Source organism: Pseudomonas sp. B6002, assembly GCF_013385985.1.
Taxonomy (GTDB): Bacteria; Pseudomonadota; Gammaproteobacteria; order Pseudomonadales; family Pseudomonadaceae; genus Aquipseudomonas.
This window is the reverse complement of the sequence record NZ_JACAOY010000001.1, coordinates 84,774-99,218: the sequence shown is the minus strand read 5'-3', so window position 1 is coordinate 99,218 and position 14,445 is coordinate 84,774. Positions and strand designations below refer to the sequence as shown.

At 61.1% G+C, this 14,445-nt stretch carries 8 protein-coding genes; 2 read left to right on the top strand and 6 right to left on the bottom strand.

What is annotated here, in order from left to right; translation table 11 throughout:
• Positions 1-162: 162 nt before the first annotated feature.
• Complete coding sequence (locus HX792_RS00460; RefSeq protein WP_176994411.1) at positions 163-1,602, top strand: lactate dehydrogenase; 1,440 nt, start codon at positions 163-165, stop codon at positions 1,600-1,602.
• A 190-nt stretch (positions 1,603-1,792) separates the two neighbouring features.
• Here the strand turns inward: HX792_RS00460 and HX792_RS00455 are convergent, their stop codons facing one another.
• A complete protein-coding gene (locus HX792_RS00455) occupies positions 1,793-5,413 on the bottom strand; it encodes a transporter substrate-binding domain-containing protein (RefSeq protein ID WP_176994296.1) in 3,621 nt (1,206 codons plus the stop codon).
• A gap of 1,089 nt (positions 5,414-6,502) precedes the next feature.
• On the opposite strand from HX792_RS00455, the gene nadA reads away from it, so the two are divergent.
• Positions 6,503-7,561, top strand: coding sequence for a quinolinate synthase NadA (nadA, locus tag HX792_RS00450; RefSeq protein WP_176994295.1), 1,059 nt, complete (start codon positions 6,503-6,505; stop codon positions 7,559-7,561).
• Positions 7,562-7,681: 120 nt separating this feature from the next.
• Here the strand turns inward: nadA and HX792_RS00445 are convergent, their stop codons facing one another.
• From HX792_RS00445 to gcvP, 5 genes are all read right to left on the bottom strand, one after another.
• Positions 7,682-8,170, bottom strand: coding sequence for an RDD family protein (locus HX792_RS00445; RefSeq protein WP_176994294.1), 489 nt, complete (start codon positions 8,168-8,170; stop codon positions 7,682-7,684).
• A 95-nt stretch (positions 8,171-8,265) separates the two neighbouring features.
• Positions 8,266-8,478: a cold-shock protein gene (locus tag HX792_RS00440; protein ID WP_034109143.1), complete on the bottom strand. Its 213-nt coding sequence runs from the start codon at positions 8,476-8,478 to the stop codon at positions 8,266-8,268.
• A gap of 394 nt (positions 8,479-8,872) precedes the next feature.
• Positions 8,873-9,997 (bottom strand): glycine cleavage system aminomethyltransferase GcvT, encoded by a 1,125-nt coding sequence (gcvT, locus tag HX792_RS00435; protein WP_176994293.1) that lies wholly within the window; start codon positions 9,995-9,997, stop codon positions 8,873-8,875.
• Positions 9,998-10,036: 39 nt separating this feature from the next.
• Positions 10,037-11,413: an L-serine ammonia-lyase gene (locus tag HX792_RS00430; protein WP_176994292.1), complete on the bottom strand. Its 1,377-nt coding sequence runs from the start codon at positions 11,411-11,413 to the stop codon at positions 10,037-10,039.
• 188 nt (positions 11,414-11,601) lie between these two features.
• The gene (gene gcvP, locus HX792_RS00425) at positions 11,602-14,439 is read right to left on the bottom strand and encodes an aminomethyl-transferring glycine dehydrogenase (protein ID WP_176994291.1); all 2,838 of its coding nucleotides are present in this window, start codon (positions 14,437-14,439) and stop codon (positions 11,602-11,604) included.
• Positions 14,440-14,445 lie beyond the last annotated feature (6 nt).

Genomic DNA, 14,445 nt, shown 5'->3' with positions numbered 1-14,445 from the left:
TCAGCTTTTAAGACACGGACTGTCATGACTACGCTAACGCCGATCATCGCGACCAATCCCCTCATTCTTCGCGCCGCCGCGACCTCACCGCCGGCAGCACTGGCCAACCCCCTCGACGTCTCGCCGGCCAGGCCGTCCTCTGTGGTCAGCCTCGGAAATCCCGTGGCCGACGTTATCGATCTCTATTCCAAAAACGGGCAGCTCCCCGGCCGCGAAACCGTGTGGGCCTGGGAAAACGATAATCAGGACGCCGTCACCCAGTTGATCAGCCAACGCTTCGGTTCAATCTCCACGGCCAGCCGTTACAGCGGCCTCGGTGCCGCGTTGGTGGATCAGTTCACCGCGGGCGGTGGGGCGGGGATTTCACAATCGGTGCTCAACACCACGGCAGAGCGTGCCGGTGATGCGGGCGGGATCAAGGCCGACCAGGCGGTGCTGCACAGCAAGGCCGACAACCAGGTCAGCCTCAGCATCAAGACCGCCAGCGGCAAGACGGTGACGTTCAGCCTGTTCAGTCAGAAACACGGCTTGGGCGTGCAGGCCACGGTTGAGGGCGGCGATTTGACCGCGGATGAACTCAAAGCCGTCGGCCAATTGGGGGCGGCGTTCCAGGCGTCGGTCGATGGCTTGACCGCCGTACCGCCGAAACTCGACCTGAGCACACTGACCCAGTTCGACACCCACGTGCTGAAGTCGGTGGACCTCAACGCCAAGCTCAAAAACCAGGCGGACGAGGACGTGAGCCTGGCGTTCCACGCCGACAGCCAAAGCCGCACCACGCGCATGAATGGCCCGGCCGGCGACATCGACCTGGCCGTCGACCTGAAAAACAGCGCAATACAGGGGGACGCCAAACAGCAAGCCAAGGCGCTGAAAACCTACCTCGCCCAGTTCGACCGGGTGCAGGAGCGCGGTAGTGCCAACGCTGACTTGATGGCGATGTTCAAGGATGCGTTCAGTGCCATGAACAGCAACGCTCCCCAAAGCGCCGGCGCACCAAATGCCTTGAGCAACAACCCGACCGACAAAGGTTTGCTGACAGGGCTGGCGGACTTCAAGGCGTCGATCAAGCAGGCCGTCGGTGCGTCCAACCCGATGCGTCCTAAGGAAGTCGACAGCTTCTCCTACACCGTGTCGCAGAAGACCCAGGTCAATGGCCGCAGCAACGCGGACCGCAGCGTGACCCAGAACCAGCAGTCGGTGCTGTCGGCAAACTTCCACAAAAGCCTCGGCGGTGGCGAGCCACCGGTGTTGGATGATACCCGCAAATCGCAGAACTACCTGTATGTGCACGTGCAGGACAAGGCCAGCAGCACCGCGAGCTTCTCGTATAAGGATGGCCAACTGGCGAACGCTTCTGTGTCGCAGTCGGCGGAGCAGAACACCCGGACGCAGAAGTACGAGATGGCCCAGTTGGTGTCAGACACGGTGGAGCCGAAAGACGGCTCGTCCAAACGCGACTACCTGGCGCTGCTAGAGCACGCGGCCAAGGAAGTTAAAAAGTCCAAAGAGGCGTTGGAGCAATCCACCTTGAAGGACGCCCTGGCGGCCATGCAGGGTTCGGTGTTGCTGCAGGACTATCCGGCTGTACTGATGCATTGACGTTGCGCGCCGTTATGCGAGTTTCAAGGCGATTTGTGGCCCGAGCACCAAAGCCTGCGGTGAACGCCAGGGCTGGCGTTTACTGGATCAGGCCAGCCAGGAAGTGTGCCGCTACCGCTCCAACGTGCAAGGTAAATATTGGTCGAAGGGCTTGCCGTTGCTCGTCGCGTCGCCCCTCAGTGCCCTTGCGTTACGCAATCTCGGCCAACAGCTGTTGTTCCAGGGTTTGCATGACGCTCATGACCCGTTCCACTTGCGGCTGGTAAGCCCCGGGCGGGTCTTGTTCGAGCAGGTCTTCCAGTTGCGTGCAGGCCTCGACCAATTGCTGGGCGCCGGCCATGAAGGCGCCGCCTTTGACTTTGTGGGTCAGCGCGCCGATTTTCCGGGTGTCGTTGGTACTCAGCAGAGCCTTGAAGCTGGCACGGTCTTCGTAGCTGGCACTGATGAATTGCTCGACCAGAGGCTTATAGGCGTCGGGCGCGAGGAGTTTGAGCTTCTGCAATTCCCCGCCGCTTGCGCTGGCCGCACCGGCGCGCCGGCCAGCCTCGGCAGACACGGCGCCGATGTGTTGGGCCAGCGCCTCGATGCCCGTCGGTTTGAACAGGCACTGGGTCATGCCCGCGTCGAGACAGTCCTGGATGACTTGCGACTGGGCGTGGGCCGTCAGGCCAAAAATGGGGTGCGGGCTCATGGCCCGGTCCTGCTCCAGGTTGCGCATCTGGCGGGTCAACTCATAGCCATCCATCAGCGGCATATTGCAGTCGGTGATGGTCAGGTCGAAGGGCGGGTCAGCTTGCTTCCATTCGGCCAGGGCGGTTTCGCCATCGTCACAAGGCACCACGCGGTGCCCTAGGAACTCGAGTTGCTGGCACAGCAGCAAGCGATTGGGGGCGTGGTCCTCGACCACCAGGATATTCAGGCGGTGGTTCGTTGGGCCGGCGGCTTGCGCCGGCTGGGAAGCGGGCGCGAGCTGGGTGCGCTCGGCAGCGAACTCCAGCTGGAAGCAGGAGCCTTGTCCAAGGGTACTGGTGACGCTAAGGCGTGCGTTCAGCAACGCCGCCAGGCGCGTGCAAATGCTCAGGCCCAAGCCGGTGCCGCGTGCGGCGCTGCTGCCGGACGCCACCTGCACGAACGGCTCGAAGATGGCTTTTTTCGCGGCCTCGCTCAAGCCCACGCCCGAGTCACGGACCTCGATCAGATAGCGGCAAAACCCTGTGGTGGCGTCATCCGGCAACTGTTTGAGCGACAGCGTCACCGCGCCTTGCTCGGTGAACTTGATCGCGTTGCTGATCAGGTTGGCGATGATCTGGTTGAGCATCAACGAATCGATGATCACCAGCGGGTCATGGGTGTCGACCCGCAGGTCGAAGCTCAGGTGTTTGTTCTGTGCGTTGACCTCGAACAGGGTGTGCACCGACTCCAGCAGTTCGATCAAGTGGGTGGGACGATGCAACGGGTGCATCGCGCCGGCTTCGATTTTCGACAGGTCCAGGATATCGCCGATCAATGACAGCAACGACTGCGCGGAGAGGTGCGCCACCCGCAGGTTTTCGTCCAACTGTTCCGGGGTGCCACCGCGCACCCGCAGCATCTCGATCAGCCCGATGAGCGCACTGATGGGCGTGCGAATTTCATGGCTCATGCTCGCCAAAAAGGTCGACTTGGATTCGTTGGCATCATCGGCGGCTTCCTTGGCCAAGAGCAATTGCTCCATCAATTGCTCGCGCTCGCTGATGTCCAGCCAACCACCGATCACCCCGGAGAACTCACCGGCGGCGTTCTGGAAGGGCAGCGTCCAGTGGTAGATCTGGCGCTGCTGGCCGTCGATCTCGATGTCCAGGTCGGCGAAGGTCGGTTCCTGGCTCTGCTCGCTCTGCGCATAGATCTGCTGGTACTGGGCGCTGAGCGCTGGCGAGATGACCCCGGTTTCACTCAGGGTCTTGCCGATGACTTCATCCTGGGTCGTGTGCAGAAACTCCAGGTAAGCCAGGTTGCACTGGGCCAGGCGCCCCGCCTTGTCCCGCACATACAGCGCGATGGGGGAACCGTCGATCAAGGTTTTGCTGAACGCCAATTGGTCGCTGAGGGCGCGTTCGGCACTGCGCCGTTTGCGGATCTGGATTTGCAGGTAGTAGTTCCACACCAGAAACGCCAGCACAAAAGCCACGGCGGCGCCGATGATGGGGTAGAGGTCATCTTTGTAGGCGTTCCACGAGCTGGAAACGGCCGGAGCGGCGTGGTTGCGCCAACGGTCACTCAGGGTCTTGAGCTCTTCGGGAGGAATGCCCAGCAGCACCTTGTTGATGATGCTTTTGAGCTGCGGGTCGTCGCTGCCAACCGCCATAGCGATGCGGGCGGGGTATTCACCGATCACGGCGCTGATCTGCAAGGCATCCTGGAAATGTTGCTTGATGAAGTAATCGGCGCCGATCTGGATATGCACCGCCGCGTCGACCTCGCCCTTGGAGAGCATTTCGATGCCGCGCACGGCATTGGGAACCGGTACCTGGATGATCTGTGGGTAATGTTGTGTCAACCAGTTGGCCAGCGGGTTGCCGGTGGGAATGCTCAGGCGTTTGCCGTTGAGTGCGTCGAGGTTGTCCAGCGTGGTGCCCGAGCGTCGGGTCACCAGCACGAACGGGTTGATGAGGTAGGGCCGGGTGAATTGTTCGGGCTTGAGTCGCGCCTCGCCAATGCTGAGGGCCGCGATCAGGTCGGCCTGATTGTCCTGCAGCTGTTTGAGCATGGTGGGAATGCTGTTGCTGCGCACGATCTCCAGCTTCAGGCCGGTACGCTGGCTGACGATTTTCAGCAAGTCCGCGCTGAGGCCCTGGAACTCGTCATGGTCATCAAAAAACGTCAGGGGCGCATAGGCACCGGCCACGAGAATCCGGATGGACTTATGGCTGGCCAGCCAGGCCGTCTCGGCGGCGTCCAAATCCAGTGGCGGTTGATCCACGACAAAGGTGTTGCTCAAGCCCCAGCGTGTGGTGATGCGCATCATGTCCAGGGGCGGGATGGCGTCGAGGGTGGTGTTGATCGCCTTCAACAATTGCGGTTGGCGATCGCTGACCGCGAAATTGATATCGGCCGAGACGCGGGGAAGGGCGTCGCCCGAGATATACACATCGTTGTTGTAGAGCAGGCGGATCATGAACTCCGCTGTAATCGCATCCATCCACATGGCGTCCGCCTGGTTGTACACCAGCGAGGTGAGGCCGATCAGGTGGTTGGAGTACTGGATCAATCGGGCTTTGGGGTACTGGGCTTGCAGGGTCGCGCCGACGCTGTCGTCGCCGACGTAGGCCAGGCGCTGGCCGTCCAGGTCGGCGGTCGGCGGCAAGGTTTCGCCGATGCGCCGGGCGATGACTTTGCGATTGAGCAGGTAGGGGCGCGATTGTGTCAGCGCACCCTCCTGGCCTTGGGTGATGTCATGCAGGGCCAGCAGGTCTACTTCGCCTCGGGCCAGCGCCGCTCGTGCCTCCCTGGGGGTGGGGTAGCGCCAGATCTTCAAGCTCAGCCCGGTGGCTGCTCGAATGGCCCCCAGGTAGTCCGCCGTCACGCCTTCGAACTGGCTCTGGTCGAAGCCCATGTGCAACGGCGGTAGCGCGCCGTTCCAGATCGCAACATTGACTTCGGGTTGGGTGGCCAGCCATGCGCGGGTCTGGGTATCGAATTCGATGTGAGGGATGGCGGTGGGCGCGTTGACCAGCAATCCTACCGGCTCCCGGGTTTGTGCCAAGGCGCCGGTCGCAATCAGCAGGAACAAGGTGCCCGATAACCAGGCGAACAAACGTTGAGAGTTCTTCAAGGTGTCAGGTCCGGATAGGAAGCATTGACGTTCAAGCCCGGTTGGACGAACGCCTCGAAAAGCAAGCGTCCGTAGTTTCCGTCATCTTGTTCTGTACGATTTGTTACTAGTGAACATAGCTCCCTGGCTACATTCCCGCTTGCGCGACACCTTCCGCTGGCTTTCTTCGATAACCGTTCTTTGTCGTTGTCCTGTGAGGCTATTCGTTCAATTCTGTGTGCATTAGGAGGGCTTTACGGTCAGATGGTAGATAGTTTCACCGCTCACGGTGGCTCTCCCGGATGACCATGCGTTGAGCTTCTCCTCCTTCGGTTGGCGTTGGGCATTGGCGTTCGTGCAGGAAAACTGCCGCTCCCGGTACACCTACTTGCAGATGTATTCCGTTTGCCACCCGGCGAGACTCATGGTGACGATGGTCGCCGTGATTTGGCCATTTTCAGGTGCCCCACGAGACGCGTGATGAATATTTAATGCCAAACACAACAGTGTGTTGGCGGTGTTCATTTGAAGGCCTCTATTGCAATCCAACCGCCGTTGGCTTGTTTTAAGACGTGTGCGAGCGTGCAAATATAGGCTTTATAAGGGCGTTGCAAATGTTGAAGTGGATAAAATGTTAAGTGTTCAATAACACTCAAGTGTCAGGCTGGATATGTTTCAAGACAGCCCATAGCGCTTGGCTATCTCATACAGTTCAATGGTGGTGTCGCTGTTTAACGTGAATGACAATCCGGCTTTGTAGGTGCTGATGGCTTTGTTACTCAGGCACATGGTCTGAGCTACGGATTTTTTGAGAACGCTGAGTGGTTTGTGTTGTGTAACGGAAAAGGGACGACACGGTAAGAGCCGAATAGGCGTGCCTCGACTGGCCCAGGGCTTGCGGTCAATCAACGGGTTCATGCTCTGCGGTTTTCCGCTCTGGGTGCTTGGTACGCACCTTTTAGGCTTTTGAATCCACTCGATATTCTGTAGCCTTGCGCAGCTTCACCCGTGCTTGATGAACACACTCACTTCGTCCGGCGGCGCCCGAAGGGCTCCAGAGCCGGTGGTACACTCGACTTTCGCGCAACTGCGCCTGCAGGTCTTGCGAACATGACGCACATTTCCGAACGCCTTCTGGTTCAAGCCCACCTCGATGCCAAGCAGCCCAAGGCCCTGAGCATCGAAGAAGAGGCGAGCCTGCGCGCTGCCATCGCTGCCGAGCTCAAGGCTCAAGACGCGGTGCTGGTCGCCCACTTCTATTGCGACCCGGTGATTCAGGCCTTGGCCGAAGAAACCGGTGGTTGTGTCTCCGATTCCCTGGAAATGGCACGCTTTGGCGCTGCCCACCCGGCCAAGACCGTGCTGGTCGCCGGTGTGCGTTTCATGGGCGAGACCGCAAAGATCCTCACCCCCGAAAAACGCATCCTCATGCCCACCCTGGAAGCCACGTGCTCCCTGGACCTTGGCTGCCGGGTGGACGAGTTTTCGGCGTTTTGCGACCAGCACCCCGAGCGCACCGTGGTGGTGTACGCCAACACCTCGGCGGCGGTCAAAGCCCGCGCCGATTGGGTGGTGACCTCCAGCTGCGCGCTGGAAATCGTCGAAAGCCTGATGGACAACGGCGAAACCATCATCTGGGGCCCGGACAAGCACCTGGGCACCTATATCCAGCGCCAGACGGGTGCCGATATGCTGCTGTGGGACGGTGCGTGCATCGTGCACGAGGAGTTCAAGTCCAAGCAGTTGGAAGACATGAAGGCGCTTTACCCGGACGCCGCGATCCTGGTGCACCCGGAGTCGCCGACCTCGGTGATCGAACTGGCCGATGCGGTGGGCTCCACCAGCCAGCTGATTGCTGCGGCACAGCGCTTGCCGAACAAAACCTTCATCGTGGCCACCGACCGCGGCATTTTCTACAAGATGCAGCAGCTGTGCCCGGACACGGTCTTCGTCGAAGCGCCTACCGCCGGCAACGGCGCCGCGTGCCGCAGTTGCGCACACTGTCCGTGGATGGCGATGAACACCCTGGAGCGCACGTTGCAGTGCCTGCGTGAGGGCAGCAACGAGATTTTCGTGGAGCCATCGGTGATCCCGCATGCAGTGCGCCCGCTCAAGCGCATGCTCGACTTCACCCAGGCTGCGCGACTGAAGCTGGCCGGTAACGCCTGACTTCGTTGTGTGGGAGCTGGCTTGCCTGCGATAGCGGTCTATCAGTCAATATTGCAGTGACTGGACTGACGTTATCGCAGGCAAGCCAGCTCCCACATTTGCATCTTCGTTAGCCTGGAATTACTTCTTTTGCTTGGGGATATGTACCAGCTGCGTGTCCGAGTAGATGTCATGCCAGCTGCGTTTGCGCTTATCAAACAGCGACCAGATAAACCCCAGCCCCACGCATAGCCACGACGCAATCGACACCACAAAGCGCAGCAGCGCCTGCCACAGGCTGATGCGTGAGCCATCGGCGTTCTGTACACGCACACCCCACACCTGCATGCCCAGGGTCTGCCCCGAATGGGTCCAGAATTTGGCGAAGAAACCAAACAGCACGAAAAACAGGATCGTCGACAGCAACGGGTCGCCGTCCAGTGCGCCGGACTCGGTGAGCGTGCGCATCCTGGCCTCGCCGATAAACGCCATCCACACCAGCTTGTAGAGGAATGCGGTGACGATCAGCAGGGCGGTGCACAGCAGGAAGTCATAGAACATGGCTGCCAGACGCCGGCCAAGGCCAACGGCGGGGAAATCGCCCTGGGGGGTCAGCAAGGGTTTGGACATGGCAGGGCTCTCAGAATAAAAAAGTCATTCTACGAACAAACGCGCATAAAAAAGCCCCTGATGTCACCATCAGGGGCTTTTTTTCGCAGGAAGGATCAGCCTTCTGCTTGTACTTCGTCAGCCTGCATGCCTTTCTGGCCTTGCACGGCTTTGAACGTGACCTTCTGGCCTTCTTTCAGGCTCTTGAAGCCGTTGCCCTGGATAGCGCGGAAATGCACGAACAGATCCGGACCGCTTTCTGGAGTGATAAAACCAAACCCTTTCTCGTCGTTAAACCACTTGACGGTGCCGCTCTGACGATCTGACATTTTCTTCTTTCCTTTGACGCTAAAAATTAATGACAGCCCCTTTCGCATGAAAGAGTACTGGGCTGAGTTGCAGGAAAGTAAGAGACGTCGAACGGGTTGTAGCACAACTACTTCAGCTACTGCCCAGGTCCAGGTTCAAAGCGACCCATGCAAACACAGTGAACAAACTCTACGCCAACTAAAGGAGAAAAAACAAGCCCTGCCCAAAGCCCAGGTTTTGCTCGGCTTTGTGACACTTTGGTCAACAATGTGGATCCCACTTATTCGATAGAGTTGATCACTTGTTATAGGTTATTCCCTAGTGCATTGACTATCGTCAATGCACTGTTTTATGGCGGTTGCGTTACAGTTTAGTGCACATTAACGCAACCGCGTTACTTATAGAAACAGTCACTCAGCCACGGTAGTAACGTTGCGGCACAAATGGCATTTTACTTACACGTAGTGGCACCTTTTTCCCACGTACCAACGCAGACACTTCGGTGTCCAGTGCGATGAACGCGCTGTCCAGGTAACCCATGGCCAGCGGGCCGCCCAGCGTCGGGCCGAAACCGCCGCTGCACACGCTGCCGATGACGGTGCCGTGTTCGTCAACGATTTCTGCGCCTTCACGCACCGGGGTGCGCTCTTGAGGCAATAGGCCCACGCGCTTGCGGCTCACACCGGCTTGTTGCTGGGTGAAGATCCGGTCGGCGCCCGGGAACCCACCGGCGCGCGCGCCATCGGCACGGCGGGCCTTGGAGATCGCCCACAACAGGCTGGCTTCGATCGGGGTGGTGTCGGTGTTCATGTCGTGGCCATACAGGCACAGGCCGGCTTCCAGGCGCAGGGAGTCGCGGGCGCCCAGGCCGATGGCCTGTACTTCGGTCTCGGCCAGCAGGCTGCGGGCCAGGCTCTCGGCGTTGGCGGCGGGCACCGAGATTTCGAAACCGTCTTCACCGGTGTAGCCCGAACGGCTGACGTAGCAGTCCACGCCCAGCAGGCGCAGGGTGGCGAACTGCATGAAGGTCATTTTGGTGACTTCAGGTGCCAGGCGCGCCAGCACCTTCACCGCTGCCGGGCCTTGCAGGGCCAGCAGGGCGCGCTCTTCGAACAGCGGTTCGATGCTGCACTGGTCGCCGATGTGCTTGCGTAGGTGGGCCAGGTCCTGGTCTTTGCAGGCGGCGTTGACCACCAGGAACAACTCGTCGTTGCCCAGGTTGGCCACCATCAGGTCGTCGAGGATGCCGCCCTGTTCGTTGGTGAACATCGCGTAGCGCTGCATGCCTACCGGCAGGTCGATGATGTCGACCGGCACCAGGGTTTCCAGGGCCTTGGCGGCATTCGCGCCGGTGAGGCGGATCTGGCCCATGTGGGACACGTCGAACAGCCCGGCCTGATCACGGGTGTGCAGGTGTTCTTTCATCACGCCCAACGGGTATTGCACCGGCATGTCGTAGCCGGCGAAGGGCACCATGCGCGCGCCCAGTTCGAGGTGCAGTGCATGCAACGGGGTTTTCAACAGGGTTTCGGTGGACATATTCAGCTCCTGAAAAACGTGCTGGCGCGCCTTGGGGCGTCAGCACTCGATAATGTTGACCGCCAAACCGCCACGGGCGGTTTCCTTGTATTTGCTTTTCATGTCGGCGCCGGTCTGGCGCATGGTGCAGATGACTTTGTCGAGGGACACAAAATGCTGCCCGTCCCCGCGCAACGCCATACGCACCGCGTTGATGGCTTTCACTGAACCCATGGCATTGCGCTCGATGCAGGGCACCTGCACCAGCCCGCCAATCGGATCGCAGGTGAGGCCGAGGTTGTGTTCCATGCCGATCTCGGCGGCGTTTTCCACCTGGGAAACCGTGCCGCCCAACACTTCACACAGCGCACCGGCTGCCATGGAACAGGCCACGCCCACTTCACCCTGGCAGCCGACTTCGGCGCCGGAGATCGAGGCGTTTTCCTTGTACAAAATGCCGATGGCGGCAGCGGTGAGCAGAAAGCGCACCACGCCGTCTTCGTTCGCGCCCGGGATAAAGCGCATGTAGTAATGCAGCACCGCCGGCACGATCCCGGCCGCCCCATTGGTGGGCGCCGTGACCACGCGCCCGCCATTGGCGTTTTCTTCGTTGACGGCCAGCGCATAGAGGTTGACCCAGTCCAGCACCGACAACGGATCGCGCAGTGAGGATTCCGGGTTCTTGCACAACTGACGGTGCAGGGCGGCAGCACGCCGCTTGACCTTCAAGCCGCCCGGCAAGATCCCTTCATTGCGACAACCTGCGTCCACACAGTCCTGCATCACCTGCCAGATCTTCAGCAACCCGGCGCGGGTTTCCGCCTCTGGGCGCCACGCACTTTCGTTGGTCAACATGACCTGGCTGATAGACAGCCCGTAAGTGGTGCAATGGTTGAGCAAGTCTTTGCCGTGTTTGAACGGAAAGGTCAGGGGCGTGGCGTCTTCGACAATGCGGTCGGCGCCGGCGGCATCTTCGTCCACCACAAAACCGCCACCCACCGAGTAATACTCGCGGCTGCGGATCTGGATATTGGCGGCGTCGAAGGCGCGAAAAATCATGCCGTTGGGATGGTAGGCGAGGGGTTTGCGAATCATCGCCAGGTGTTCTTTCTCGTTGAACGCAATGCTGTGTTCGCCGAGCAAATTCAGGCGGCCGTCCTTGCGCATCTGCGCCAGGCGGGCGGCGACGGTTTCGGTATTCACGGTGTCCGGGTGTTCGCCTTCCAGGCCCAGCAACACGGCCTTGTCGCTGCCGTGGCCTTTACCGGTGGCGCCCAGCGAGCCGTAGAGTTCCACCTTGACGCAGGCGGTGGCGCTCAACAGGTTGTCACGCTTGAGGCCCTCGACGAATCGAGCGGCGGCGCGCATCGGGCCGACGGTGTGGGAGCTGGAGGGGCCGATGCCAATCTTGAACAGGTCGAACACGCTGAGGGACATGGTTGTTCTCCGGTTTCTTATTATTTTCTGAAGGTGCTCGGTCCAACTGTGGAGGCGGGCTATGTGGGAGCTGGCTTGCCTGCGATAGCATCACCCCTGTCTACTTGATAGACCGAGGTGCCTGCATCGCAGGCAAGCCAGCTCCCACAAAAGCCAGCTCCCACATTGGACTGTGTTCCGTCAGTCGGTTACGCGTAGCTCTCGATCGACGGGCACGCGCATACCAGGTTGCGATCACCAAACACGTTGTCCACACGCCCGACCGGCGGCCAGTACTTGCCTTCGATCAACGATGGCACTGGGTACACCGCCTGCTCGCGGGTGTAGGGGTGGGTCCACTCGCTCACCAGTTCTGCTGCGGTGTGCGGCGCGTTTTTCAGCGGGTTGTCGTCCTTGTCCAGGGTGCCGTTCTCCACCGCGCGGATTTCTTCGCGGATCGCGATCATGGCGTTGCAGAAGCGGTCCAGTTCTTCCTTGGATTCACTTTCGGTCGGCTCGATCATCAAGGTGCCGGCCACCGGGAACGACATGGTCGGCGCATGGAAGCCAAAATCGATCAGGCGCTTGGCCACGTCGTCCACGCTGATGCCGCTGCTGTCTTTCAACGGGCGCAGGTCGAGGATGCACTCATGCGCCACCAGGCCGTTGCTGCCGGTGTAGAGCACGGGGTAGTGCTCTTCAAGGCGACGGGAAATGTAGTTGGCATTCAGGATCGCCAGCTGCGAAGCGCGCTTGAGGCCCGCGCCGCCCATCATGCTGATGTACATCCAGGTGATCGGCAAAATGCTCGCGCTGCCGAACGGTGCCGCGCACACCGCGCCTTCCTTGCGTTCCATGGCCGCATGGCCGGGCAGGAACGGCGTGAGGTGCGACTTGACGCCAATCGGGCCAACGCCCGGGCCGCCACCGCCGTGAGGGATGCAGAAGGTTTTGTGCAGGTTCAGGTGGGACACGTCGCCGCCGAACTTGCCCGGTGCGCACAGGCCAACCATGGCGTTCATGTTGGCGCCGTCAATGTACACCTGGCCGCCGTTGTCGTGGATGATCCCGCAGATTTCGCGGATGCCTTCCTCGAACACGCCGTGGGTGGACGGGTAGGTGATCATCAGCGCCGCCAGGTGATCGCGGTGCTCGATGGCCTTGGCGCGCAGGTCTTCGATGTCGACGTTGCCACGCGCATCGCAGGCAGTGACGACTACGCGCATGCCGGCCATGTTGGCGGTGGCCGGGTTGGTGCCGTGGGCCGACGACGGGATCAGGCAGATGTCGCGGCGCTCATCGCCACGGCTCTGGTGGTAGGCACGGATGGCCAACAGGCCTGCGTACTCACCCTGGGAACCGGCGTTCGGTTGCAGGGAGATCGCGTCGTAACCGGTGGCCGCGCAGAGCATGGCTTCCAGGTCGGAGGTCAGCTCCAGGTAGCCGGCGCTTTGCTCAGCCGGGGCGAACGGGTGCAGGGCGCCGAACTCGGCCCAGGTCACCGGGATCATTTCGCTGGCAGCGTTGAGCTTCATGGTGCATGAGCCCAGCGGGATCATGGTGCGGTCCAGCGCCAGGTCCTTGTCGGCCAGCTTGCGCAGGTAGCGCATCAGCTCGGTTTCGGAGTGATAACGGTTGAACACCGGGTGGCTGAGCACAGGCGACTGGCGCAGCAGGGCGGCTGGCAGCGTGCTTTCAGTTTGGGCGAAGGCTGGCAAGGCTTTGCCATCGGCGAAGATCGACCACAGGGTTTCGATATCGGCCTGGGTGGTGGTTTCGTCCACCGACACACCCAGACGCTCACCATCCACCACACGCAGGTTGATGCGCTGGGCGCGGGCCTTGTCGTGCAGGGCGGCGGTGTTGGCGCCGGTGTTGAGGGTCAGGGTGTCGAAGAAGTGTTCCTGCTCGACCTTCTGGCCCAGTGCGGTCAGGCCCTTGGCCAGGATCGCAGTCAGCTGATGTACACGCTGGGCGATCTGGGTCAGGCCTTTGGGGCCGTGGTACACGGCGTACATGCTGGCGATGTTGGCCAGCAGCACTTGGGCGGTGCAGATGTTCGACGTGGCTTTCTCGCGGCGGATATGTTGCTCGCGGGTCTGCATGGCCAGGCGCAGGGCCGGCTTGCCGAAACGGTCAACAGACACGCCGACCAGACGGCCCGGCATGTCGCGCTTGAATGCATCCTTGGTGGAGAAGTACGCCGCGTGCGGGCCACCGAAGCCCAGCGGCACGCCGAAGCGTTGTGCGCTGCCGATGGCCACGTCGGCGCCGAACTCACCCGGCGGGGTCAGCAGGGTCAGGGCCAGCAGGTCGGCGGCCACGGCCACCAGGGCGTTGGCGGCGTGGAAACGCTCGGTCAGTGCGCGGTAGTCGAATACGTCGCCGTTGCTCGCCGGGTATTGCAGCAGGGCGCCGAAGAACGGGCTGACGTCGGTCAGTTCGCGCTCATCGCCCACCACCACGTCGATACCCAGCGGCTCGGCACGGGTGCGCAGCACGTCGAGGGTTTGCGGGTGGCTGTGGATCGAGGCGAAGAAGGCGTTGCTGCCCTTGTTCTTGCTCAGGCGCTTGCAGAAGGTCATGGCTTCGGCGGCGGCGGTGGCTTCGTCGAGCAAGGAGGCGTTGGCGATCGGCAGGCCGGTAAGGTCGCTGATCAGGGTCTGGAAGTTCAGCAGCGCTTCCAGGCGGCCTTGGGAGATTTCTGGCTGGTAGGGGGTGTAGGCGGTGTACCAGGCCGGGTTTTCCAGCAGGTTGCGCAGGATCGGCGACGGCGTGTGGCAGTTGTAGTAGCCCTGGCCGATGTAGGTCTTGAACAGTTGGTTCTTGCCGGCGATGGCCTTGATCTTGGCCAGGGCCTCGGCTTCGCTCAGGCCGTCTTCCAGGCCGAGCACGCTGGTGCCCTTGATGCTTTCCGGGATCACGCTGGCGCTCAGGGCTTCCAGGGAGTCAAAGCCCAGGCTGGCGAGCATTTGTTGCTCGTCTTCCGCGCGCGGGCCGATGTGGCGGGCGATGAATTCATTGGCGGTGGTCAGTTGAACAGTCATGGCGCG